The 24,506-nt window shown below is 72.0% G+C and carries 20 protein-coding genes and 2 tRNA genes; 6 read left to right on the top strand and 16 right to left on the bottom strand.

Going from position 1 to position 24,506, the window contains the following annotated elements:
* The first annotated feature begins 786 nt into the window (after positions 1–786).
* Positions 787–1,770, top strand: a complete 984-nt coding sequence (locus tag QSK21_RS25735; protein WP_285699588.1) for an ATP-binding cassette domain-containing protein — start codon at positions 787–789, stop codon at positions 1,768–1,770.
* Positions 1,770–2,579: an ABC transporter permease gene (locus QSK21_RS25730; RefSeq protein ID WP_285699587.1), complete on the top strand. Its 810-nt coding sequence runs from the start codon at positions 1,770–1,772 to the stop codon at positions 2,577–2,579. Before QSK21_RS25735 ends, QSK21_RS25730 begins: the two co-directional genes overlap by 1 nt.
* 9 nt (positions 2,580–2,588) lie before the next feature.
* Here the strand turns inward: QSK21_RS25730 and QSK21_RS25725 are convergent, their stop codons facing one another.
* On the bottom strand, positions 2,589–5,819 hold the full coding sequence (locus QSK21_RS25725; RefSeq protein ID WP_285699585.1) for an ATP-binding protein: 3,231 nt from the start codon (positions 5,817–5,819) through the stop codon (positions 2,589–2,591).
* Positions 5,820–5,916: 97 nt separating this feature from the next.
* On the opposite strand from QSK21_RS25725, the gene QSK21_RS25720 reads away from it, so the two are divergent.
* Positions 5,917–6,726, top strand: coding sequence for an MBL fold metallo-hydrolase (locus tag QSK21_RS25720; protein WP_285699584.1), 810 nt, complete (start codon positions 5,917–5,919; stop codon positions 6,724–6,726).
* Positions 6,727–6,754: 28 nt separating this feature from the next.
* Here QSK21_RS25720 and QSK21_RS25715 read toward each other — a convergent pair whose 3' ends face one another.
* Complete coding sequence (locus QSK21_RS25715; protein WP_285699582.1) at positions 6,755–7,123, bottom strand: DUF5709 domain-containing protein; 369 nt, start codon at positions 7,121–7,123, stop codon at positions 6,755–6,757.
* Positions 7,124–7,220: 97 nt separating this feature from the next.
* Here QSK21_RS25715 and QSK21_RS25710 point away from each other — a divergent pair, with 97 nt between their 5' ends.
* A complete protein-coding gene (locus tag QSK21_RS25710; protein WP_285699581.1) occupies positions 7,221–8,312 on the top strand; it encodes a baeRF2 domain-containing protein in 1,092 nt (363 codons plus the stop codon).
* A 5-nt stretch (positions 8,313–8,317) separates the two neighbouring features.
* Here QSK21_RS25710 and QSK21_RS25705 read toward each other — a convergent pair.
* The 3 genes from QSK21_RS25705 to QSK21_RS25695 form a co-directional block, all read right to left on the bottom strand.
* Positions 8,318–8,390, bottom strand: a tRNA-Ala gene (locus QSK21_RS25705).
* Positions 8,391–8,423: 33 nt separating this feature from the next.
* Positions 8,424–8,654 (bottom strand): hypothetical protein, encoded by a 231-nt coding sequence (locus tag QSK21_RS25700; protein ID WP_285699579.1) that lies wholly within the window; start codon positions 8,652–8,654, stop codon positions 8,424–8,426.
* A gap of 77 nt (positions 8,655–8,731) precedes the next feature.
* Positions 8,732–9,976, bottom strand: a complete 1,245-nt coding sequence (locus QSK21_RS25695; protein WP_285699578.1) for a hypothetical protein — start codon at positions 9,974–9,976, stop codon at positions 8,732–8,734.
* 100 nt (positions 9,977–10,076) lie between these two features.
* On the opposite strand from QSK21_RS25695, the gene QSK21_RS25690 reads away from it, so the two are divergent.
* Entirely contained in the window at positions 10,077–10,502 is a 426-nt protein-coding gene (locus tag QSK21_RS25690; RefSeq protein ID WP_285699576.1) for a hypothetical protein, read from the top strand.
* A 343-nt stretch (positions 10,503–10,845) separates the two neighbouring features.
* Here the strand turns inward: QSK21_RS25690 and QSK21_RS25685 are convergent.
* The 5 genes from QSK21_RS25685 to QSK21_RS25665 all read right to left on the bottom strand — a co-directional run bounded on the left by QSK21_RS25685 (position 10,846) and on the right by QSK21_RS25665 (position 14,287).
* Positions 10,846–10,918, bottom strand: a tRNA-Ala gene (locus QSK21_RS25685).
* 79 nt (positions 10,919–10,997) lie between these two features.
* Positions 10,998–11,669, bottom strand: a complete 672-nt coding sequence (locus QSK21_RS25680; protein ID WP_285699575.1) for a histidine phosphatase family protein — start codon at positions 11,667–11,669, stop codon at positions 10,998–11,000.
* On the bottom strand, positions 11,662–12,075 hold the full coding sequence (rsfS, locus tag QSK21_RS25675; protein WP_285699574.1) for a ribosome silencing factor: 414 nt from the start codon (positions 12,073–12,075) through the stop codon (positions 11,662–11,664). The genes QSK21_RS25680 and rsfS overlap by 8 nt, the downstream gene beginning before the upstream one ends.
* A 197-nt stretch (positions 12,076–12,272) precedes the next feature.
* On the bottom strand, positions 12,273–12,875 hold the full coding sequence (gene nadD / locus QSK21_RS25670) for a nicotinate-nucleotide adenylyltransferase (RefSeq protein ID WP_285699572.1): 603 nt from the start codon (positions 12,873–12,875) through the stop codon (positions 12,273–12,275).
* 89 nt (positions 12,876–12,964) lie between these two features.
* The gene (locus QSK21_RS25665) at positions 12,965–14,287 is read right to left on the bottom strand and encodes a phenylacetate--CoA ligase family protein (RefSeq protein WP_285699570.1); all 1,323 of its coding nucleotides are present in this window, start codon (positions 14,285–14,287) and stop codon (positions 12,965–12,967) included.
* Positions 14,288–14,636: 349 nt separating this feature from the next.
* Between QSK21_RS25665 and QSK21_RS25660 the strand changes: the two genes are divergently transcribed.
* Complete coding sequence (locus tag QSK21_RS25660; protein ID WP_285699569.1) at positions 14,637–15,674, top strand: M48 family metallopeptidase; 1,038 nt, start codon at positions 14,637–14,639, stop codon at positions 15,672–15,674.
* Positions 15,675–15,691: 17 nt separating this feature from the next.
* Here QSK21_RS25660 and QSK21_RS25655 read toward each other — a convergent pair whose 3' ends face one another.
* The 6 genes from QSK21_RS25655 to QSK21_RS25630 form a co-directional block, all read right to left on the bottom strand.
* Positions 15,692–16,963, bottom strand: a complete 1,272-nt coding sequence (locus QSK21_RS25655; protein WP_502871599.1) for a glutamate-5-semialdehyde dehydrogenase — start codon at positions 16,961–16,963, stop codon at positions 15,692–15,694.
* Positions 16,964–18,220 (bottom strand): glutamate 5-kinase, encoded by a 1,257-nt coding sequence (gene proB / locus QSK21_RS25650; protein WP_285699568.1) that lies wholly within the window; start codon positions 18,218–18,220, stop codon positions 16,964–16,966.
* 47 nt (positions 18,221–18,267) lie between these two features.
* Positions 18,268–19,665 (bottom strand): GTPase ObgE, encoded by a 1,398-nt coding sequence (gene obgE / locus QSK21_RS25645; protein ID WP_285699566.1) that lies wholly within the window; start codon positions 19,663–19,665, stop codon positions 18,268–18,270.
* 92 nt (positions 19,666–19,757) lie between these two features.
* Positions 19,758–20,012, bottom strand: a complete 255-nt coding sequence (gene rpmA, locus QSK21_RS25640; RefSeq protein WP_285699564.1) for a 50S ribosomal protein L27 — start codon at positions 20,010–20,012, stop codon at positions 19,758–19,760.
* 12 nt (positions 20,013–20,024) lie between these two features.
* Positions 20,025–20,339, bottom strand: a complete 315-nt coding sequence (gene rplU, locus QSK21_RS25635) for a 50S ribosomal protein L21 (RefSeq protein WP_285699563.1) — start codon at positions 20,337–20,339, stop codon at positions 20,025–20,027.
* A 271-nt stretch (positions 20,340–20,610) separates the two neighbouring features.
* Positions 20,611–23,742 (bottom strand): Rne/Rng family ribonuclease, encoded by a 3,132-nt coding sequence (locus QSK21_RS25630; protein ID WP_285699561.1) that lies wholly within the window; start codon positions 23,740–23,742, stop codon positions 20,611–20,613.
* Positions 23,743–24,506: the final 764 nt, after the last annotated feature.

Genomic DNA, 24,506 nt, shown 5'->3' with positions numbered 1-24,506 from the left:
AATCCCAGCAAACACGCGCGCCCACCCACCAAACAGGCGAACCACGCGCATTGCCTCAAAGAAATCCCCACCACAAACCACCCCACCAACGGGACGGCCTGCGGCCACGGGGCGATCCACCCACCCCCCGAAAAGAGGCGAATGAACCGAAAAGGCACTGGCTTTTAACACGCTGTTGAGTTCTCAAGAAACGGACACCCACCGCGCCAGACCCGCTCACACGAACCCAGCTCCGGGGCAACCCTTCTAACTTACCAGGATCTCCGTACCTGTCAACCGGTCCGACTGGACCGATCTTCGAGGACGGCGCCCAGTCCCCTGTGCGACATCCACGAGCGGGGCGAGCCGCTCGCGTCGAGTCGTTCGGAGGAGTCCCTCGGGCCGGCCACCTCGCGGCGTCCTGCATCCCGTCTGGGCTTGACCACCTTAGGGTACCTCGGCTCGCGGCAAGCTTTGAACCGATTTTCCTTCGGCGGCTTCCCGGGAGGCCGTCCGCCTTCCGGCGTCCCGCATCCTCTCGGGCAGGAAGAAGATTAGGTGATCAAGGACCAACCGTCAACCTGGGTGCCGTACCCCTCCCCTCGCCTCGCTAAACCCACAGGTCAGGCCGTCTCGGCCAACCGAGACGGAGACGCGGATCCGCTCGACGGAGCGCGGAGCGCGCGGCGGGGTCGTGTCAGGGGCGTGTCAGCGGGATGTGACCGGTTGTCCGTGCCGTGTGAGTGCCGTGTCAGCGGCGTCGGCGAGCTTGGTCGGCGAACGAGCGATCTCCGGAGAGGAACGCCGATGGAGCAACTGATACGAGCGGAGGGACTGCGCAAGCGGTTCGGAACGACGCAGGCCCTGGACGGGGTCGATCTGGAGGCCGGGCCCGGGATGGTCCTGGGGGTACTGGGGCCCAACGGCGCGGGCAAGACGACGGCGGTGCGGGTGCTGGCCACGTTGCTGCGTCCGGACGCGGGCCGGGCCGAGGTCTGCGGTTACGACGTGGTGAAGGTCGCGGCCCGTGTGCGGGCGATGATCGGGCTGACCGGGCAGTATGCGTCGCTGGACGAGGTGCTGACCGGCACCGAGAACCTGATCATGATCGGGCGGCTGCTGGACTTCGGGCGCGCGCGGGCGCGGTCCCGGGCGGCGGAGCTGCTGGACCGGTTCGGGCTGGCGGACGTGGCCGGGCGTGCGGTGAAGACCTATTCCGGCGGTATGCGGCGGCGGCTCGACCTGGCCGCGAGCCTGGTGGGCCGGCCGCGGGTGATCTACCTGGACGAGCCCACGACGGGGCTGGACCCTCATGCCCGCAACCAGGTCTGGGACACGGTGCGGGAGGTGGTCTCGGACGGCGCGACGGTGTTGCTGACCACCCAGTACCTGGAGGAGGCCGACGCCCTGGCCGACCGGATCGCGGTGTTCGACCACGGCCGGGTGATCGCGGAGGGGACGCCGGCCGAGCTGAAGTCGCGGATCGGGCGGCGGACGCTGGCCGTCCGCGCCGCCGACGAGCACCGGACGGATCAGCTCGCCGCGATCGTCGCGGACGTGACGGGTGAACGGCCCGCGGTGCACGGGCCGACCGGGCTGGTCACGGCGCCGGTCACGGATGCGGCGGTGCTGGCCGAGATGGTGCGGCGGATGGACGCGGTGGCGATCGTGCCCGCCGAGCTGGGGTTGCGGGTGCCGAGCCTGGACGAGGTGTTCCTCACCCTGACCGGCCACCGCACCACCGAGGAGACCGTGCCGACCACCGAGTTCGTCCATGAAGGGAGCCTGTGATGACCGCCGAGACGATGACCATGGTGGCGCCGCCGCGCCGGGTGGGCCCGCGCCGGACGCTGCACCACGGCCTGACCCTGGCCTGGCGGAACGTGGCGCAGCTCCGGCACTCGCCGGAGAAGCTGCTGGACGTGACGCTGATGCCGATCGTGTTCCTGGTGCTGTTCCTGTACGTGTTCGGCGGCGCGGTGGCCGGTGACACGCGGACGTACCTCCAGATGCTGCTGCCGGGCCTGGTGGCGCAGATGGCGATGTTCGGGACGATGGGGCTGGGCACCGCGCTGAGCGAGGACATCCACAAGGGCGTGTTCGACCGTTTCCGCAGCCTGCCGATCGCGCGTTCCGCGCCGCTGATCGGGACGGTGCTGGGCGACACGGTGCGGTTCGGCATCGTGATGGTGGTCCTGGTCGGGTTCGGGTCGGCGCTGGGCTTCCGCTTCGAGACCGATCCGCTGTCGGTGGTGGCGGCCTTCGCGCTGGCGTACGTGTTCTACCTGTCGGTGTCGTGGGTGTCGGTCCTGGTCGGCCTGGTGGCGCCCTCGCCGCAGACGGTTCAGGGGCTGGCCATCATCTGGGTGATGCCGCTGACGTTCGGGAGCAGCATCCTGATGCCCGACACCTCGACGATGCCGGGGTGGCTGGAGACGTGGGCGAACTGGAACCCGGTGTCGCGTCTGGCCGACGCGGTGCGGGCGCTGACGGTCGGCGGGCCGCTCGGGAACGACGCCTGGTACACGCTGGCCTGGGCCGCGGGGATCGTGGCGGTCGCGTTCCCGCTGGCGATGCGTATGTACGCACGCCGTGCCTGAAACGGGCGCTCACTTGCAGAGCGCCCAGGCTTCCTCGTGGTCGGCGCGGCGGCCACGCTCGTACGCGGAGTCGAACCCGTCCCTGCCCAGTGCGGCGCGGGCCGCCTCCTCGGCGCGGTGGGCGTCGAAGCAGGACGGTTCGGAGGAGGCGAATGGCCTGGCGAAGCCGCGCAACGTACGGGCCATGCCGAGCAGTTCGGCGGCACGGGCGTGGTCGCCGCGGGCCACGTCCAGTGTCGCGCGGCCTTCGAGCAGTGCGGCGAGGGCCTGGTTGTCGCCGACCAGTCCCGAGCCGAGCTTGCGGAAGGCCCGGGTATGCCAGGACTCCGCGGCGTCGAGGTCACCGCGCTGCTCGGCGAGCCCGCCCATCATGCTGTAGGCGAGGGAGGCGGCCTTGTAGAAGTCGGGCCGCTCCTGCCGTGGCTCGATGAGGGCGAGCGCGTCGTTCACGAGGGCTTGGGCGGTGTCCGCGTCGCCTTCGCGGCGGGCGAGTTCGGCCAGGTACAGGCGTCCGGAGGCGGCGTCGCAGTACTGGCCGACCCGCTCGGCCTCGACGATGCCCTGTTCGAGGTCCGCGCGGGCGCGGGTGAGGTCCCCGGTCTGGGCGCGTGCGCGGGCGAGCTGGATGAGCATGGCCGCGCCATGGTCGGGATTGATGCTGCCTTCGAGGGTGTAGCCGTGCGCCTCCTCGCCGTACCGGACGGCCTCGGCGGGGTCGCCGTGCGCCATCGCCAGCTCCGTCAACAGGCCGAGGCTCATTATCAGGCCGAACCGGTCGCCGAGCGCGTGGAAACCCTCGTAGCAGGCGCGGGCCTCGGTGACGGCGGTCTCAAGGTCGCCCTCGTTCATCGCCAGGTAGCCGAAAATGCATTGGGCGACGGCTTGCAGCCACGGATCGGGATGATGCCCTTTGAGGTCCCACAGGGCCTCCCGCGCGGCGGGGACGTCCCCCTGGAAGAACCGCGCGGCGAACCTGATCAGGGCCAGCATCGGGTGGCGGGGCCGCTCGGGGATCAGCCGGAGGACCTCCTCCAGCGTCTCCTTGAACGAGTCCCGTGTCAGCCCCGCCTCATCGGTGATCTCGGCGACCATCCGCGAGACGGCGACGCTGATGGCGTAGGGCTCCTCAAGTCCGGGCGGGGCCGTGCCGCCGGCGATGTCGCGGACGGCACGGGCCCAGCCGCCGGACTCGACCTCCTGGTCGCGCACCAGCCAGTACCAGAACAGCGCCGAGATGAAGCGCAGGCCGGTGGCGGCGTCCCCGGTGTCGATCGCGAAGCGCAGCGCGGCCTGCCAGTTGCCGCGTTCGGTGTCCAGCCGTTCGGTCCAGCGGATCTGGTCGGCGCGCCGCAGCTCGGGCTCGGCGCGCTCGGCCAGGTCGAGGAAGTACGCGGCGTGCGCGGCGCCGATCCGCCGGGTCTCGCCGGCCTCGGCCAGCCGTTGGGCCGCGTACACCCGGACGGTCTCCAGCAGCCGGTACCGGACGTCGGCGGTGCCCTCCGCCATCACCAGCGACTTGTCCACCAGCGCCGCGATCACGTCGATGACCGGCGGGTCCTCCGGCAGTCCGGTGCCGCAGACGGCGGTGACCGCGTCCGGTGAGGCGCCGCCGGCGAACACCGACAGCCGGCGCAGGACGGCGCGTTCGCGGTCGTCCAGCAGGTCCCAGCTCCAGTCGACCACCGCGCGCAGCGTGCGGTGCCGGGGCAGCGCGGTCCGGCTGCCGCCGGTGAGCAGCCGGAACCGGTCGCCGAGCCGGTCGGCGACCTGCGCGGGGGTGAGGGAGCGCAGCCGGGCGGCGGCCAGCTCGATGGCCAGCGGGATGCCGTCCAGCGCCCGGCAGATCTCCACCACGTGCGGGACCGTCTCCTCGTCCACCGCGAACCCGGGGCGGACGGCGGCGGCCCGGTCGGCGAACAGCCGCACGGAGTCGTAGTGCAGCGCCTCGGCCGCGTCCGCGTCCGCCGGTGGCAGCGCCAGCGACGGCACCGGGCACAGCGACTCGCCGGTGATCCCCAGAGGCTCGCGGCTGGTGGCGAGGATCCGTACCCAGGGGGCGTCGGCCAGGATCCGGCCGGCCACCGTGGCGGCGCCCTCGATCAGGTGCTCGCAGTTGTCCAGGACGAGGATCATCCGCCGTGGTGCCAGCACGTCGGCCAGCCGGTCCAGCGGCCGGGTCAGGGAGTGCGTCTCGCCGGGGCGGACGGTCTCCTTGATGTCAAGGGCGGTCAGCGCCGCCTGCGCGACACGTTCCCCGTCGCCCTCGTCGGCGACCGGGGCGAGCGCGACGAACCACACCCCGTCCGGCATGTCCTGGACGGCGCGGCCCGCGGCCTCGGCCGCCAGCCGGGTCTTGCCCGCGCCTCCCGGGCCGGTGAGCATGACCAGGCGGGACTCGCGCAACAGCTTGTCCAGGCGCGCCGACTCCTCCTCCCGCCCGACGAAGCTGGTGAACTGCGCGGGCAGGTTGGTCAGCCGCGCCCTGCCCGTCGCCGGCTCCGCGGGCCGTTCCGGGACGTCCTGCCGCAGGATCGACAGGTGCACGGACGCGAGCTCGGGTGACGGATCGACGCCGAGGTGGTCGGCGAGGGCCTGCCTGGTCTCCTCGTACACGCTGAGGGCATCCGCCTGCCTCCCGGCCGCGTACAGGGCGCGCATGAGCTGGGCGCGCAGCCGTTCGCGCAACGGGTGGGCGTCGGCGAGCGCCTCCAGCTCGGGGACGAGCGGCGCCACGTCGGCGCCCGCGGCGAGCTCCGCGTCCACGCGGTCCTCGATGGCCGTCAGGCGCAGCTCCTCCAGCCGCGCCGAGTGGCCTGCGGCGAACGGCGCGTCCGCGAAGCCGTCCAAAGCGGGGCCGCGCCACAGCGCGAGCACCCGCCGCAGTTCCTCCGCGCGAGCGGACGGGGACTCCAGGGTACGCGCGGCGGCCACGGCGCGTTCGAAGGCGACGGCGTCCACGTCCGCCGGGTCGACCGCGAGCCGGTAACCGGCCGGGCCGTGCTCGATCAGGCCGGGGCCGGTCGCGGCGCGCAGCCGGGACACCAGTGCCTGGAGCGCGTTGCCGCCACCCGCCGGCGGAGCCCCGTCCCACAGATCGTCGAGCAGCCGGCCGGGCTGCACCGACCGTCCCGGCTCCAGCGCCAGCCGGACCAGCAGCGCGCGCAGCCGCGGACCGCTGATCTCGACGGGACGCCCGGACGGGTCCCGCACGTCGAGCGGGCCCAGAATGCCGATGCGCACGACAGCCCCCTTCGTCGCCTGCCATTGTCCCCCCTGGCGGAACGATCGGAGGCCCGGCGTTGCACAGGGGTGGGGACGGCCTGCCATGGTGGGCCTTATGCACGAGAAACCAAGGATCGTCTCCGGCGTCGAGGTCATCCCGCTCTGCGACGCGGTGGGTCCGATGGGTGAGGCATTGCGCCGTCCGCTGGACGAGACCTTTCCCGGTGCGCGCCCCGCTCTGTGGGAGAGGACGCGGGCCGACGCACCCGCGGCGTTCGGGCCGGACGGCGAGTGGGTGTTGCACTTCCATTGCTTCCTACTGCGCGACCCGATGGGGCCCACCGTCCTGGTGGACACCGGCGTGGGCGCGGACGGCTCCCCCGCCTCCTCCTGGGCGCCCGTCCCTGGAGGGCTCCCCGGCGCCTTGCAAAAGAGCGGCATCGCACCGGACGACATCGACACGGTCGTTCTGACCCATCTGCACAGCGACCACGCCAGCGGGGCCGTGAACGACGGCGAGCCCCTTTTCGCCAACGCGCGCCACCTCGTTCAAGAGGACGAACTGGCATGGCTTGAGGCCGAGGGCGGGGATGTGTTGACCCAGGTGGTGAACCCCCTGCGCGAAGCGGACCGTCTGGAGTCCCTCCAGGGCGAGGAAAGGCTGTCCGACGGGCTGCGGGTCATCCCCACCCCTGGGCACACACCGGGACACCAGTCGGTGGTGCTCGGCGAGGACGAGCTGGTCGTGACGGGCGACATCATCCATCACCCGGTCCAGCTCGCCGACCCGTCCGTGACGTACCTGTACGACGAGGACTCCGCGCAGGCGGCGGCGGCCCGCACCGCGCTCCTTGCGCGCGTCCGCCAGGCCCGCGGCACGCTCGCGACCCCCCACCTGCCCGATCCGTTCACGGAGCTGGGCTGAGCGGCGGGGGACGCTCCTCGCCCGCCGATCACTCCTCGTCGAGGCGCATCGCGGCCTCCTCGGCCGTGTAGCCGCCTCCGTCGTCCCCCACGTCGTCGCCCACCATGTATTCCTCGGTGTCGGCATGGGCACCCTCGTCCGGCGCGACCAGCCGCCCGGCGGGCGCGGCGGGACCCGGCTCCATGCGCGGGCCGTCCGGCTGCTCCCGCCGCAGGCGTCCGTCCAGGGGCTCGCCGGTGTGCATCTCCGTGCCGGTCATCCCGTAGTCGTCCAGGGCCGCGGGGTCGTCCCCGGGAATCGACTGTTCCTGCGGGTCCTCGGCCCAGTACTGCTCGGGGGATCCGTCCTGGAGATCGGGGATCCCCTCGTCCTCGGGCGTGCCGTGACGCTCGGTCATCGCGTTCCCCCTTTCGCCCCAGCCAATACCCGACAGACAGGGATCATGCACTGCGAACAGGGGCGTTTGGGACGGCTGCGACGGGTAGGGCACGCATATGGATGTGTCTTTCCTCAAGCCGCTGTACGCGAGGCCCGGTCCGTACGCCTCGGTGTACATGGACATGACCCGCAGCACCGAGGACGCCGAGAAGGTCATCGAGCTGCGCTGGCGGGCGCTGCGCGAGGAGCTGGAGGCACAGGGCTGCCCGCCCGCGACGCTGCGCGCGATCGAGGAGACCGTCACCCGGGAGATGGAGCGCCGCCGGTCCGAGGGACTGGTGGTCTTCGCGGCGGGCGGGGAGGTCGTCCACTCGGCGCGGCTCCAGCGCCCGCCCCGCGCGGAGCTGGCCAGGGTATCCCCGCTTCCGCACGTCCTGCCGTACCTGTCCTACCGGGGTGAGCGGTTCGCGTACATGGTCGCCCGGGTGAACCGGCGCGGCGGCGAGATCGACTGCTTCGGCCCCGACGGCCGGCACCGCCACATCGACGTCCCGGGGGACGAGGACTACCCGATCCGCAAGACCAAGGCCGGGGACTGGAACCAGTCCCGCTACCAGCGCGCCTCGGAGAACGTCTGGAAGCACAACGCCAAGAAGGTCGCCCGCGAGGTGGACCGCGCCGCCTCCGCCTGCCACGCCGAGGCCGTGGTGATCGCCGGCGACCCCCGTGCCCGCACGACCGTGCTGGAGGAGATCTCCGAGGGCACGCTGGAGAAGGCGGTGGAGTCCGACCGCGGCGAGATCGTGGAGGACGACCTCTCACGCATCCTGGACCTGAAGTCCACCGAACGCGTCCTCACCGTCGCCCAACGCTTCGAACGCGAGCTGGCGCACGGCGAGCGCGCCGTCGCGGGCCTGCCCGCCACGGTCGAGGCGGTCCGGCGCAGCCAGGTCGAGAGCCTGCTCCTGGACGAGGACCCCGGCGCCCCCACCAGCCTGTGGATCGGCCCCGGCCCGGGCGACGTCGCGACCGAGCCCGACGAGCTGCGCTGGCTGGGCATCGAGGACATCCAGGAGGAACGCGCCGACGCCGCCTTGGTCCGCGCCATGGCCGCCACCGAGGGCGATCTGGTCGTCCTGCCGTCCGACAACCGGGTCGGCGTGGGCGCCGTGCTCCGCTACAGCGACCCGACGACCGTCCACGAATAGGCCCGTGGAGCTATGGGGATTCGAACCCCAGACCTCCTCCATGCCATGGAGGCGCGCTACCAACTGCGCCATAGCCCCGCGGCGACGAGCTTAGTGCATCGGCGGGGGTGATCAGCGCCAGCCGAGGCGGTCGGCCACCTCGTCGGGGGCGTAGCCCTGCTGCTGGGCCTCGCCGATCCACACCATGCCGTCCGCCTCGGCGACGGCGCCCACGGTGTGCTCGTAGGGCATGCGGGGCTGGGTGACGAGCCGGACCTCAAGCCGCGGATCGAACCGCCGCAGTTCCTCGATGAGATCCGCGACGGTGAACTCGCGCCTGGCTCCCCTGCGATGCCGTCCCATACCTCTGAATGCAACCATCAAGCGGCGACCGTTCCCTTTTCTCGTCTCGCTGCCCACCGAGCCACACACCCTCAGGGTTACCCATCTGAAGCTTTACGACTCATCTTGTAACGCAAAACGAGGAACGGCAAGCCGAAAATGGAGAACGCGTGTGTCGCCCGCAATTCTCCGTCCTCCACGAAAACGTCCAGTTTCTCCGCGAACCCGTGCACGGCCAGCGTGGTCAGGTCCCTGGTCTCCGGATCGATGAACGTCAGATAGTGCCCCGGATGGTCCAGATCGGTCACGCTCGTGAGCACCAGCCCGCCGCCCTCCCGCGCGTACGGCGCCAGCGTCGCGGTGAAACTCGCCTGCGGCAGCGGAAATCCGACACTCACATATCCGCGGTCGCCATGCCGGTACGTGGTGTAAATCCCGACATAAATGGGCTCGTCGGTATCCGCGAAAGACCGGATCCACCCCCTGAGGGAGACGACGCCCTCCAACCCGATCGTGTCGATACGGCCGCGCACCCCCCGCTGCGCCTCCCGCTGGTTCATGGGAACGCTGGCCTGCCCCAGCGGCCTGGCCAGCAGCGTCCGGTACAGCAGGTAGCCGGGCCGCACCCACGTCCGCCACTCGGGCACGATGTCCAGCGTGAACCGCGCCGTGTGCTCGTAGAACTCGCGCACGAGGGGATGCACGTCCGCCGGGTCGAAGTCAGGGCCGCGCAGCTCGTCCAGTGAGCTCACGATCCCCACGTCCGCGACGTCCTCCGCGTAGGTCCCTCCCAGGACCGTGGCCAGCTCCCTCACGTACCCCGTTCCGACATAACGGGACCGGGCCTCCAACGGCACCACGAAGGGCAGCTCCTCCTCGGGCACCTTCTCCGCCAGCAGGCTGACCTGCGGGTCCCGGAACACCACCGCCGACAGGCACCTGAACGCCACGACGGCCCCCGCCGCCGCGATGGCGGGCGGAGCGCCCGAGGAACCCACCGCCAACCCCACCACAGGCCCAAGGGCGACCTTCTGCGGCCGCAACCCCAGAGCACCCGCCAAGGCCCCGGCCCCCGTACCCACGGCAACCGGCCCGGCGAACCGGCCGGCGACCCACCCAAGAGGAGCGACCATGGCCCCGCTCACCGCGATGCGCTGCCAGAGCGCGGGGATCTCCCCCGGCTTCTGCCTGGCCCGCGCCACCGCCTCGCCCAGGCCCAGCCCAACGGCCCCCACGACGGCCCCCACGCCCGCCGCCCGCCTCCCTCGGTGCCCCGCCAGGGCGGCCCCGGCCAACGCCCCGATGGCCGCGACAATCCCCACCGAACCACGTTCTTCGGTCACAACCGCAAGCTACAGCGTTTCCCACCGAGGTTCAGCGGCCCGACCATGGCAAAGTTACTCCGATCGAACCTTGACCCCCCGACCATGAAAGGTTCCGCGCATGCGCCGCCTGGCGGTCACGTTGATCCTGCTCCCCGGCTCTTTCGGCCTCTCCATGTGGACCGGCGTGGGCCCGGCCGACGACTGGGTCCACACGTGCCAGGTACGCCAGTCCTACCTGGACCGCCTGGAGGCCATGGAGGTCGAGGTCAACCGCCTCCGCATCCAGGGCCGCACCGAGCAGGAGATCGCCCGGGTCATGGTCCCCAAGCGCAACCAGGCCACCGCCCTGGTCCGCACCAAGATGAAGATGAAGGACATCCGCCGCCTCGACCAGCGCAACCAGGCCCGCTACGGCAACCCCTACGGCCCCACCATCGAATGGATGTACGCACGCCACGGCGGCAACTGGCACGAGATCGTAGAAGCCACCCTCAAGTCCAACGGCTTCTACGACATCTCCTGCATCTTCTGGTACGACCTCTAAACAAAAGGGGGCAAAGCCCCAAAGGGGGGCAAGGGGCGAAGCCCCAAAAGGAACAGGGGCAAGGGGCGAAGCCCCAAAAAGGGCGCGCAGCGCCCGTACGGGGGCGTGGGGGCGGAGCCCCCACATCGGGGGTCTGGGGGTCGCCCCCCAGATAAACATGACGAGGGAGAACCGGGAAATCGCCCCGCCAGGGGCGACGACCATACTTCCCCCACTCCCGAGCGGGCGTGGGGGCGGAGCCCCCGCATCGGGGGTCTGGGGGTCGCCCCCCAGATGAACATGACGAGGGAGAACCGGGAAAGCGCCCCCCAGGGGCGATGAACACACTTCACCCACTCCCGAGTGGAGCTATGGGGATTCGAACCCCAGACCTCCTCCATGCCATGGAGGCGCGCTACCAACTGCGCCATAGCCCCGTGCGACTGCGTGGACTCGCATCCCGCAGCGCTTGGCCAGTGTATAGGACTTGAGGGCCGTACTCGAATCGGTTTGGGGTCAGGTGCCGTTGACGGCGCGGTCGTCGCTGAGGACGGGTTCGGGGAGGGTTCCGGCGTTGTGCTCGACGAGCCGCCAGCCTTCGCCGCCGCGCCGTTCGCTGAGGACGGACCAGCAGCAGTTGGCGAGGCCGCCGAGGTTGTCCCAGTGCTGTTCGGGGAGGCCGAGGAGGCCGCACATGCCGAGGCGGAGTGCGGCGCCGTGGGAGGCGACGACGAGCAGCCCGGTGGGCGGCAGGTCGTCGAGGGCGCGTTCGATCGCGGCGGAGACGCGTTTGGCGACCTGGGCGCTGGTCTCTCCGCCGGGTGGCTGCCAGGCGGCGTACTCGGCGGGGTAGCGTTCGCGGATCTCCTGGTTGGTGAGGCCCTCCCAGGCGCCGCCGTCCCGTTCGACGAGGTCGCGGTCCTGCGCGACGGGCAGGCCGGTGATCGTGGCGAGGGCCTGCGCGGTGTCGGAGGCCCGCTGGAGCGGGGAGGTCAGCAGGGCGGTGGGGCGGAGCGCGGCGAGGAGCCGGGCGGCCCGCCGGGCCTGCTGAAGGCCGGTCTCGTCCAGCGGGATGTCGGTCTTGCCTTGGAAGCGGCGTTCGACGTTCCAGCGGGTCTGGCCGTGCCGCCACAGGACGACCCGGCGCTTGCCGGGTTCCCGGTCCTTGCCGGGTTCCGGGTCACTCACTGGGGCTCCCGACGGCGCGTCCGCGCTGGGCCGAGCCGGCGTTGACGGCTTCGGGAAGTCCGATGAGCGGGCAGTCCTTCCAGAGACGTTCGAGCGCGTAGTAGGTGCGCTCCTCTTCGTGCTGGATGTGCACGATGATGTCGGAGTAGTCCAGCAGCACCCAGCGTCCGGCGCGTTCGCCTTCGCGGCGTACGGGCTTGGCGCCGGCCTCTTCGCGCAGCCGCTTCTCGATCTCGTCGACGATGGCGCGGACCTGCCGGTCGTTGGGCGCCGAGCAGAGCAGGAAGGCGTCGGTGATGACGAGCTGCTCGCTCACGTCATAGGCAAGGATGTCGTCGGCCAGCTTGTCGCCTGCCGCCTCGGCGGCGATCCGGACGAGCTGCACGGCCCTGTCGGATGCGGTCACGATGCGCTCGCGATCCTCCCTGTAGGGGTCTTTTCCCGGTTCCAGCTTCTCACGGGCGCCGGAAACGGGCCCTGATTTATTGCCCTACGGCCCGTCATGCCCCATTCACGAAGCGGCGGCGTGCCGTCTCCTCCAGAGTATGACCCGCCGGGTACCTGCGGTAACGCACGGACGAAGGTCACGCAAAGGTGGGCGCGTCACTCGGTGTGCTCGCGGTAAAGACCGCGTTTGTTGATGTACTGGACGATCCCGTCGGGGACGAGGTACCAGATCGGCTCGCCCGCGCGGACCCGGTCGCGGCATTCGGTCGAGGAGATCGCCAGGGCGGGGACCTCCATGAGGCTGACGCGCCCGTTGGGCAGGCCGGGGTCGGCGAGCCGGTGGCCGGGCCTGGTGCAGCCGACGAAGTGCGCCAGTTCGAACAGCTCGTCGGTGTCGTGCCAGGTGAGCATTTTGGCGAGGGCGTCGGCACCGGTGATGAAGAACAGTTCGGTGTCGGGGCCGTGGGCGCGGCGCACGTCGCGGAGGGTGTCGACGGTGTACGTGGGGCCGGGGCGGTCGATGTCGATGCGGCTGACGGAGAACCGGGGGTTGGACGCGGTGGCGATCACGGCCATGAGGTAGCGGTCCTCGGCGGGGGCGACGCCCCGCTCGTCCTTGTGCGCGGACCGGCCGGTGGGGACGAACACCACCTCGTCCAGCGAGAACACGTGCGCGACCTCGCTGGCGGCCACCAGGTGGCCGTGGTGGATCGGGTTGAACGTGCCACCCATGATCCCCAACCGTCGCTTTTGGGTCATGCTGACGAGAATAGCCAGCGCGGGGGGCGGCTCCGCGCACCGCCCCTCGGGCCGCGTGCCGCCCGCCGAGCGTGCCTCCGAGAACGGGGTCAGCCGATGCCGGGCAGAGGAGGTTCGCCGGATTCCCAGGTCACGACCCGTACGGCCTTGCCGACCTCCACCCGGGGCACCGTGCCGGACGGCAGCACCCGTACGTCGGCGGTGAGGCCGAGGTCGGCGCGTAGCGCCCGCGTCAGCTCCTCCGCCAGGGCCCCTTCCGCCGCCTCCGGGGAGGCGTCTGAGGCCGCCTCTGTGGCCGCTTCACAGGCCACCACGAGCCGTACGTCAGGCTTCCGCCGGTCCACGACCATCTGGTAGTGGGGGACGACCAGCCCGGAGCCCAGCAGGACCCGTTCGACCTCGCTGGGGTAGACGTTGACGCCACGGATCACCAGCATGTCGTCCACCCGGCCGCGGACCTTGCTCATCCGGACGAGGGTGCGCCCGCAGTTGCAGTCGCCGTGGGTGAGGGACGCCACATCGCCGGTGCGGTAGCGCAGCAGCGGGAGCGCCTGCTTGGTCGGCGTGGTGAACACCAGCTCGCCGGGTTCGCCGTCGGCGACGGGGGTGCCGGTCTCCGGGTCGACGGCCTCGACGATGAAGTGGTCCTCGTTGACGTGCAGGCCGTTCTGCTCCAGGCACTCGGTGGCGACGCCGGGGCCGATCACCTCCGACAGGCCGTAGATGTCCAGCGCCTTGATCGGCAGGACGTCCTGGATGGCGGCCCGCAGCTCCTCCGACCACGGCTCGGCGCCGAAGACGCCCGTCTTGAGCGAGGACAGGTCGACGCCCGCCTCGGCGGCGGCCTCGCCCAGCCGCAGCGCGTACGCGGGCGTGCAGGTCAGGATGTCGGGCTTCAGGTCGGCGAGCATCCGCACCTGCCGCTCGGTCATCCCGCCCGACATGGGGACGACGGTGGCGCCCAGCGCGACCGCGCCCTGGTGGATGCCCAGCCCGCCGGTGAACAGCCCGTACCCGTAGGCGTTGTGGACGACGCTTTCCGCGGACGCGCCCGCGCAGGACAGCGACCGCGCGCACATGGACGCCCACAGGTCCAGGTCGGCCTTGGTGTAGGCGACGAGCGTGGGCCTGCCCTTGGTGCCGGTGGATCCGTGGACCGCGACGACCTGGTCCCGGGGGACGGCCAGCATGCCCAGCGGGTAGGAGTCCCACAGGTCCTGCTTGGTGGTGAACGGCAGTTTGTGCAGCTCGGCGAGGGTGACGTCGGCGCCGCGCTCGACGCCGGCCTCGCGCAGCCGGTCCGCCTGCACGCCGCCCGCCAGCATCAGCCGGTCGACCAGCCCCCACAGCCGGTGACGTTGCAGCGCCGCCCGCTCGTCCCGGAACATCGCCTCGGCCTTCGGATCGAACATCGCGCCTCCTCGCGCCCCGCTGACCTGTGTCTTCGTCCGCCACCGGACCCGTGCGCCCCCGCCGCCGGGCGTCCACTACTCTGCCGCACCCGAAGCCCGCCGCACGGACAATCTCCACAAAGTGCCCGCATCGGATGGATCACGGCGCGGCGGCGCGCGCGGGGCCGGAGGTGGCCCTATCGTCCCGACGCGGGAACCTGCGCATGTACCGGTTCGTCGGACTTACCAAGCTGGACTGGGCCCGGTGGCATGCCCAGGGTGGATCCGAACAGTGCACGGCCAGAACCGAGCGAAGGGAGGGAGCGGCCCTCGCCGCCGGCAGCGAAGCCGGGCCGGTGCCGCGTACCCCATGACGACCAACACACCGGACCGGGCGCGCACCCGCTTCCCCGGGATCAGCTCCCGCGCCTACGAGCACCCGGCCGACCGCTCCGCGCTGGTCGCACTGCGCGGCCTGACCGGCTTCGACACCGTGCTGCGGCGCCTGTCGGGACTGATCAGCGAGCGGGCGCTGCGGCTGATGTTCCTCGGCGGCGCGGTACGGGTCGGCGAGAACCAGTTCCACCACCTGAACGACATGGTCCGCGACGCCTGCTACATCCTCGACATGCCCGAGGTCCCCGAGGTGTACGTCCGGCAGTTCCCCGTCCCGAACGCGATGGCGATCGGCAGCGACCGGCCCTTCATCGTGATCAACACCGGCCTGCTGGACCTGCTGGACGACGAGGAGACCCGGTTCGTGGTCGGCCACGAGGTCGGGCACATCCTGTCCGGGCACGCGGTGTACCGGACGATGATGGAGATCCTGATCCAGCTCGGCGCCCGGCTGTCCTGGCTGCCGCTGGGCAACGTCGCCATCGGCGCCATCCTCATCGGGCTGAACGAGTGGTTCCGCAAGGCCGAGCTGTCGTCCGACCGGGCCGGGCTGCTGACCGGCCAGGACGTGGACGCCGCCAAGCGCACGATGATGAAGCTGGCCGGCGGCACGCGGCTGCACGAGATGAGCAGCGAGGCGTTCCTTGAGCAGGCCCGCCAGTACGACGCCGCCGGCGACGTCCGCGACGGCCTGCTGAAGTTCCTGAACCTGCTGCCGCAGACCCACCCGTACGCGGTGATCCGCTTCGCCGAGCTCGACCGCTGGGCGAAGGGCCCCGAGTACGAGCGGATCCTGGCCGGCGACTACCCGCGCCGCGCCGACGACGCGTCCGCCAAGTTCACCGACGAGGTCCGCGAGGCCGCCAACTCCTACCGCGAGTCCTGGGAGCGCAGCGCCGACCCGTTCATCGGCAAGGTGCGCAGCGCCGCCGAAGGCGCCGCCTCGGCCGCCGGCGGCCTCTTCGACCGGATCTCACGCCGCGACAGCGGGCCCACCGGCAACAGCAACTGAGGTCGCCGCGCTGGGGACTACCGGAGGTGGCCTTCGCCGGTGACGACGTATTTGGTGGAGGTCAGCTCCGGTAGGCCCATGGGGCCGCGGGCGTGGAGTTTCTGGGTGGAGATGCCGATCTCGGCGCCGAACCCGAACTCCTCGCCGTCGGTGAAGCGCGTGGAGGCGTTCACCATGACCGCGGCCGAGTCGACCAGCGCGACGAAGCGGCGGGCCGCCGTCTGCGACGTGGTCACGATGGCCTCGGTGTGGCCGGAGCCGTAGACGCGGATGTGCCGTACGGCCTCGTCCAGGCTGGGCACGACGCGGGCGGCGATGTCGAGGGACAGGTACTCGGCGTAGTAGTCGTCCTCGGTGGCCGGGACGACGTCGGCCGAGTAGGCGCGCACGGCCTCGTCCCCGTGGACCGTGACGCCCGCCTCGCGCAACGCGTCCAGCGCCTTGGGCAGGAACTCGGCGGCGATGTCCTGGTGGACCAGGACGGTCTCGGCCGCGTTGCACACCGACGGGCGCTGCGTCTTGGCGTTCAGGAGGATCGTGACGGCCTGGTCGACGTCGGCGGCGGCGTCCACGTAGACGGCGCAGTTGCCCACCCCGGTCTCGATCACCGGCACCGTGGACTGCTCCACCACCGAGTTGATGAGGGACGCCCCGCCGCGCGGGATCAGCACGTCCACCAGGCCGCGGGCGCGCATCAGGTGCCTGACCGACTCGCGGCTGGTGCCCGGGACGAGCTGCACGGCGTCCCGCGGGACCTCGGTGCCCGCCAGCGCGCCCTGCATCACGTCCACCAGCACCGCGTTGGACTCGTAGGCGGACGACGAGCCGCGCAGCAGCGCCGCGTTCCCGCTCTTCAGGCACAGCGCGGCGGCGTCGACGGTGACGTTGGGACGGCCCTCGTAGATGATGCCGACCACGCCCAGCGGAACCCGCACCTGCCGCAGGTCGAGGCCGTTGGGCAGGACGTTGCCGCGCACCGTCTCACCGACCGGGTCGGGCAGCGCCGCCACCTTGCGGACGGCCTCGGCGATCGCGGCGATCCGCTCGGAGGTCAGGCTCAGCCGGTCGATCATGTACTCGGAGGTGCCGGACTCGCGGGCCCGCGCCACGTCCGCCTCGTTGGCCTTGACGATCTGCGGCGCGGACGCCACGAGCGCGTCCGCCACGGCGTGCAGGGCGGCGTCCTTGGCCGCCCGCGGCAGCGGCGCCAGCCCGGCCGCCGCCTCCCTGGCACGCTCCGCAACCCGCAGGAACTCCTCGCGCTCCCGCTCCTGCACCTCGCCGCTCATCTACCGGCTCCTTGTCGTCTCTTCGGTCGCTCGCTCGCCGTCTTCCGCGCCGTTCGCGGTGCCGCCCGGCAGGCCGCCCGGCTCGCCGGCCCCGTCCAGGATCACCAGGTCGTCGCGATGAATGATCTCGCGCTCGTACTCCGGGCCCAGCTCGCGGGCCAGCCAGCGGGTGGACCGGCCCATCAGGTCGGGGATCTCCGCCGCGTCGTAGTTCACCAGCCCGCGCGCCACGACCCTGCCGTCGGCGCCGCACAGGTCGACCGGGTCACCGGCCGCGAAGTCGCCCTGGACGCCGGTGATCCCGGCGGGCAGGAGCGACTTGCGGCGCCGGACGACCGCGTCCACCGCGCCCGGGTCCAGCATGACACGGCCCTGCCCGGTCGTGGCGTGCGCCAGCCACAGATGCCGCGTCGACAGGCGGCGTCCCCCGGCGGGATGGAAGCAGGTGCCGACCGGTTCGCCGGCGAGGGCCCGGTGCGCGGACGCGGCGTCGGTCAGCACGACCGGGATCCCCGCGATCCTGGCGGCCTCCACCTTGGTGACCATGCCGCCGGTGCCGACCCTCCCGGAGCCCCCCAGCTCGACCTCGTCCAGGTCGCGCGGGCCGTGCACGTCGGTGATCCGCCGGACGCCGGGGCGGCGCGGGTCACCGGTGTAGAGGGCGTCCACGTCCGACAGCAGGATCAGCGCGTCGGCCCTGGTCAGATGGGCCACCAGCGCGGCCAGCCGGTCGTTGTCGCCGAACCTGATCTCGTCGGTCGCGACGGTGTCGTTCTCGTTGACGACCGGGACGACGCCGAGGTCGAGCAGCTTGCCCAGCGCCCGCGAGGCGTTGCGATGGTGGACGCGGCGGATCATGTCGTCGGCGGTGAGCAGCACCTGCCCCACGGTCAGCCCGTACCGGGCGAACGAGGAGGTGTAGCGGGCCATCAGCAGCCCCTGCCCGACGCTCGCCGCCGCCTGCTGGGTGGCCAGGTCGCCGGGACGGCTGACCAGCCCCAGCGGGCCGAGCCCCGCGGCGATCGCGCCGGACGACACGAACACGATCTCCGTACCGGCCCTGCGGCGGGACGCCAGCACGTCCACCAGCGCGTCGATCCTGTCCGCGTCGATCGTCCCCTGAGGTGTGGTCAGCGACGACGAGCCCGCCTTCACCACGATCCGGCGCGCGCTCGCCACCTCCGGGCGTCCCGGCGCGTCACGGTCCAGGACGGTACCGGCGGTGCGGGATGTCGCGGGTGCCTGGTCGGGGCTCATGCTCTCCCTCGGGAACGCGTGGTCGTGATCTCGGGTCGGTCGGGCGGCTAGCGGTAGCCGCCGAGGCGGCGGTCGGTGCCGCGCGGGCCCAGGGCGCCGTCGCCCGCGACCACCTCCGGCTCCCAGTCGAACACGATCGAGTCGTCCCGGGTGCCGATCATGACGGTGGCGCCGGCGGTGGCGCTGGCCTCGGCCAGCGCGTCCTCCACGCCCAGCCGGGCCAGCCGGTCGGCGAGGTAGCCCACCGCCTCCTCGTTGGAGAAGTCGGTCTGCCGCAGCCACCGGACGGGCTTCTCGCCCGTGACCAGATAGGTGTTGTCGCCCATCGGCCGCACCTCGAAGTCGGTGCCGCCGTCGACCGGCTCCGGCCTGATGACCAGCCGCGTCGGCTCGGCGGGCGGCAGCGAGGCGCGGTACTCCTCCACCATCGCCGCCATGGCGAACGACAGCTCGCGCAGCCCCTCGCGGGTGGCGGCGGACACCTCGAACACCCGCAGCCCGCGCGCCTCGAACTCCGGGCGCACCAGCTCGGCCAGGTCACGGCCGTCCGGCACGTCCACCTTGTTCAGGACGACGACGCGGGGACGGTCCGACAGCGGCCGGTCGCCCAGCGCCCGGTCGTAGGCCCGCAGCTCCTTCTCGATCACGTCGAAGTCGCTGAGCGGGTCGCGTCCCGGCTCCGGGGTCGCGCAGTCGAGCACGTGCGCCAGCGTGGACGAGCGCTCGATGTGCCGCAGGAACTCCAGGCCCAGGCCCCGGCCCTCACTGGCGCCCTCGATCAGGCCGGGCACGTCCGCGACCGTGAACGTGGTGTCGCCCGCGCTCACCACCCCCAGATTGGGGATCAGCGTCGTGAACGGATAGTCGGCGATCTTTGGCCGGGCCGCCGACAGCGCCGCGATCAGCGAGGACTTGCCCGCGCTCGGGAAGCCCACCAGCGCCACGTCCGCGACGCTCTTCAGCTCCAGGACGACGTCGCGGGCGTCGCCGGGCTCGCCGAGCAGCGCGAACCCGGGCGCCTTGCGCTTGGCCGTGGCGAGGGCGGCGTTGCCCAGCCCGCCCTTGCCGCCGCGCGCCACGACGAACCGGGTGCCCTCACCGACGAGATCGGCGAGGACGTTCCCGTCGGTGTCCTTGACGACCGTCCCGTCCGGCACGGGCAGCACCACGTCGTCGCCGTCCGCCCCGGTACGGTGCCCGCCCTGCCCCGGACGGCCGTTCGCCGCCTTACGGTGCGGGCGGCGGTGGTAGTCCAGAAGGCTCGCGGCGCCCGTGTCGACCTCAAGGATCACGTCACCGCCACGGCCGCCGTTGGCGCCGTCCGGGCCGCCCAGCGGCTTGAACTTCTCCCGGTGGATCGAGGCGCAGCCGTTCCCGCCGTCGCCCGCAGCGACATGCAGCACCACCCGGTCCACGAACCGCGCACCGGATCCGGCTTTCGCCACCACGATCCCCTCCCGTGCTCTCTCGTCCCGAACAGGAACAGGGGCGGACCCGGAATGGTCCGCCCCTGTCGTTAACGTCGCTGACGGCGGATCTACTCCGCCGGGACGATGCTCACCGCGTTGCGGCCGCGGTAACGCCCGAACTTGACCGTGCCCGCGACCAGCGCGAACAGCGTGTCATCGCCGCCCCGCCCCACGTTCAGGCCGGGGTGGAAGTGGGTGCCGCGCTGCCGCACGATGATCTCGCCCGCGTTCACGACCTGACCGCCGAAGCGCTTGACGCCCAGGCGCTTGGCGTTGGAGTCACGACCGTTACGGCTGGACGACGCGCCCTTCTTGTGTGCCATGTCCCGGACCTCCTACTTCCCGGCCTCGATACCGGTGATCTTGACCTCGGTGTACGGCTGGCGGTGGCCCATCCGCCGCTTGTACCCGGTCTTGCTCCGGTAGTGCATGATGTTGATCTTCGGGCCCTTGACGGCGCCGAGGATCTCGGCGGTCACCTTGTACTTGGCGAGCTCGGCGGAGGAGCTGACGACCTTCTCGCCGTCCACCACCAGCACGGCAGGGAACGTGACGGTCGAGCCGACCTCGCCGGGCAGCCGGTCGACGGTGAGCACGTCGTCGACGGCCACCTTCTCCTGCTTGCCGCCTGCGCGGACAATCGCGTACACCGCGGAAACCTCTCCTCTGCGCGCGCTTCCGGAACGAACCGGTCCCGCGCGTGGTCTTCACCAGCCCCCGGGTGGGGGCCTACCCGCGACCGGAGCCGCGGGCGGCACACCAGGACGCCATCGCCTGGCGCTCTCTGCTGAATCCTCACCCGCCGGAGGGGCGGGCGACGCACCGAAGTGGTGCACGTCGAGACGACGCGCTCCCGCACGTCGAAGACCCAGGATACCGGACGCCCGTGCCGGACGCGAACGCCGCCGGCACGGGCACCGGTCAGTCCCCCGGGTCCGCCGACGCGGCCTCGGCCTTGGCCCGGACACGGCGGGTGCGCCGCCGCCTGCCGTTGCTCAGCGCCGCCTGATCGTCCTCCGTCCCGGCCGCCGACCCCGGCTCGGCCTCGGCCTCGGGCTCGGGCTCGGTGCTGAACTCAAGCCCGGGGCCGGGCTCCGCCTCGTCGGCCGGCTCGGCGCCGTTGACCAGCGGGTCCACCGGGCCCTCCGACGCCAGCGCGCCCGGGCCGGACTCCGCGGACTCGGCCGCCGCCTCCGCCGCCTCCACGGCCGCCTGAGGCTCGGGCTCCTCGGTCACGTCCGCGGCGTCCGGACTGGTCGACGCCGTCGCGAGTCCCGCCGGACCGCCGGGCGGATCCGCCGCCTCCAGCTCCTCCGGGGGCGCGCCCGCGGGACGCGTGGCGACCCGGGGCTTGGCCTGCTCCCGCTTGGCCTGCGCCTCGTCCTTCTCCTTGGCGGCCTTGCCTTCCTTGGCCTCCTTGGTCTTGCCCTTGGCGCGCTCCTGCTGGGAGAGCTTCTCTTCGACCGCCTTCTCGACCTCGCCCTTGCGCTTGCGGCGCCTGCCGCCCGCGCCGCCGGACGCCCCGGCGCCCGCACCCTTGTCGGCCTTGGGCTCGACCGGGGTCATGTGGACGTGGATGCCGCGGCCGTTGCACGACTCGCAGGTCTCCGAGAACGCCTCCAGCAGACCCTGCCCGACCCGCTTGCGGGTCATTTGGACCAGGCCCAGGGACGTCACCTCGGCGACCTGGTGCTTGGTGCGGTCCCGCGACAGGCACTCCACCAGGCGGCGCAGCACCAGATCGCGGTTGCTCTCCAGCACCATGTCGATGAAGTCGATCACCACGATGCCGCCGATGTCGCGCAACCGGAGCTGGCGCACGATCTCCTCGGCCGCCTCCAGGTTGTTGCGGGTGACCGTCTCCTCCAGGTTGCCGCCCTGCCCGGTGAACTTGCCGGTGTTGACGTCGATGACGGTCATCGCCTCGGTGCGGTCGATCACCAGCGAGCCGCCGCTGGGCAGCCACACCTTGCGGTCCAGCGCCTTGGCGATCTGCTCGTCGATCCGGTACGCCGACAGCACGTCCTGGGTGTCGGTCCAGCGCTCCACCCGATCGGCCAGGTGCGGCGCCACGTACTCGACGTACTCCGAGACGGTGTCCCAGGCGCCGTCGCCCGCCACCACCAGCTTGCTGAAGTCCTCGTTGAAGATGTCGCGGACCACCCGGATCGTCAGGTCCGGCTCCCCGTACAGCAGGGACGGCGCCGACGCGCTCTTGACCTGCTTCTGGATGTTGTCCCACTGCGCCGCCAGCCGCGACACGTCCCGCGCCAGCTCCTCCTCGGTGGCGCCCTCGGCGGCGGTGCGCACGATCACCCCGGCGTTCTCCGGCATGACCTTCTTCAGGATCTGCTTGAGCCGGCTGCGCTCCTTGTCGGGCAGCTTGCGGCTGATCCCGGTCATCGAGCCGTCGGGCACGTACACCAGGTAACGGCCGGGCAGCGAGATCTGGCTGGTCAGCCGGGCGCCCTTGTGACCCACCGGATCCTTGGTGACCTGCACGAGCACGGCCTGGCCCGACTTGAGCGCGGACTCGATCCGGCGCGGCTGGCCCTCCAGCCCGGCCACGTCCCAGTTGACCTCGCCCGCGTACAGGACGGCGTTGCGGCCCTTGCCGATGTCGACGAACGCCGCCTCCATGGAAGGCAGCACGTTCTGCACCTTCCCGAGGTAGACGTTGCCCACGTACGACTGGTGGGTCGCGCGGTTGACGTAGTGCTCGACCAGGACGCCGTCCTCCAGCACGGCGATCTGGGTGCGCTCGCCCTCCTGCCGCACCACCATCTCGCGCTCCACCGACTCGCGGCGCGCCAGGAACTCCGCCTCGGTGATCACCGGCGGCCGACGACGGCCCTGCTCGCGGCCCTCGCGGCGACGCTGCTTCTTGGCCTCCAGGCGGGTCGAGCCGCGCACCGACTGGACCTCGTCCTCCACCGCGCGCGAGTCACGGACGTGCACCACGGTGTTCGGCGGGTCGTCGGGCACGGTCGCGCCGTCCCCGTCGACCGCGCCGGCGCGGCGGCGGCGACGCCTGCGGCGGCGGCTGCCGCTCCCACCCGTCTCGCCGTTCTCCTCGGCCTCGTCGGCGGTCTCGGCCTCCGCGGCCCCGGCGGCGGCCTCCTCGTCCTTCTTGCGCCCGGACTCGGCGCGGGCCTCCTTGGCCTCCTTGCCCTCACCACGGGCACGGCCGCCCTTGCCCGCCTTCTCGCCCTGGTCCTTCTCGGCCTTGGCGGGCTCCTCGGCCTCCTCGCCGGCCTCCTCGTCGGTGTCCCGGCCGCCACGGCCGCGACCCCGGCCGCCCCGGCGGCGGCGCCGCCGCGAGGGGCGCTCGCCCTGCTCCTCGTCCTCGTCCCGCTCGACCTGGGCGGTCTCGTCGGGCTCGAAGTCCTCCTCGTCCCGTTCCCGCTCCTCCTCGGCACGCGGGGGGACCGGCTGCGGAGGCTGGAACACCACCATGGGCGGCTGGAACGTCACGCTCGGGACGCCCCCGGACACCGGCTCGCTCTCCTGCGTCCGCTGGCCGCCGGGCCCCAGGTCCGGGACGACCGGCACGCCGGGAACCGGCGGGGTCACGGGAGCCGTGGGCACGGCCGCCCTGTGCTCCTCGGCCACCTCCGGCGGCGGCCCGGCCGGACGACGGCGCGTACGCGACCGCGAGGGCGCCTCGCCCTCCTTCGCCGCCCGCGTCCGGGACCGTGCGGGCTTACTCGGCTCCGCCTCTTCAAGCGCCTCGTCGGGGGCCATCGCGGGCCTGGTCGCCCGCGTCGTCCGCACCCGACGCACCGGACGCTCCGGCTTCGCCGTCTCCTCGTTCTCCTCCGCCTCAGCCGCGGCGGGCGGCGTGGCGGGCACAGTGATCACGGCGGGCGTGTCATCGATCTCCGGAGGCGGCCCGGCAGGCCGGCTGGCCCGCCGACGCTGCACCGCGGACCCGGCCTGCTCCGCCGACTCACCACGCTCGGCCCCGGCCTCGTCGCCGCTGACCGCGTCCGCGGTCCCACCGGCCTCCCAAGCCTCCGCGTCGGCCGCCGGCGTATCGATGGTCTCCACCATCCCCGCGGCCTCCGGAGGCTCACCACCAGGCTCAGCGGACCCAGCGACCGGCTCGCCACCAGGCTCCTGCTCAGCACCCCCGGCCTCGATGATCTCACCGGTCTGCTCAGTCCCAACGGTCTCCCAAGGCTCACCACCAGGCCGCCCAGCACCGACCTCCGCACCCCCCTCGGAGCGCCCATCGCCCACCGGCTCCTGCGACCCCTCAACGGACCCGCCAGGCTCCGCGATGACGCTCGGCTCCTCGGCCCCAGCGAGTTCCGCGGCATCACCAGGCTGCGTGGCACCAAAGTTGCCAGCGTCAACCGACTCCTGCGCCCCTTCGACAGAGCCCGACTGCCCAGAACCAACGGGCTCCGCAGCACCACCGGACTGCGCGCTTCTACCGGGCTGCGCGGTCTCCCCGGGCTCCACGGTGCCGCCGACTACCTGCGACCCCGCAGCGTCCCCCGAAGCACCGCCAGACTGCTCCGCGCCAACGAGCTCTGCGGCATCGCCCGACTGCGCGGCGGCCTCAACGGACCCGCCAGACTCCACAGCGCCCGGCTCCGCGACCTCATCGGACTCCACCGCGTCACCAGGCTGCGTAACACCAGAGCGGCCAGCGTCAACCGACTCCTGCGACTCCTCGACGGAGCCCGACTGCCCAGAACCAACGGGCTCTGCGGCATCGGACTGCGCGGTCTCAGCGGAGTGCACAGCGCCGGCCTCCACGGTGCCACCAGTTACCTGCGATCCCGCAGCGTCCTCCGAAGCACCACCGG

Origin of the sequence: Actinomadura sp. NBRC 104412 (assembly GCF_030269515.1) — a bacterium.
Lineage (GTDB): Bacteria > Actinomycetota > Actinomycetes > Streptosporangiales > Streptosporangiaceae > Spirillospora.
Note: the sequence above shows the minus strand (reverse complement) of the source record. Positions and strands in the feature narration are given on the sequence as shown.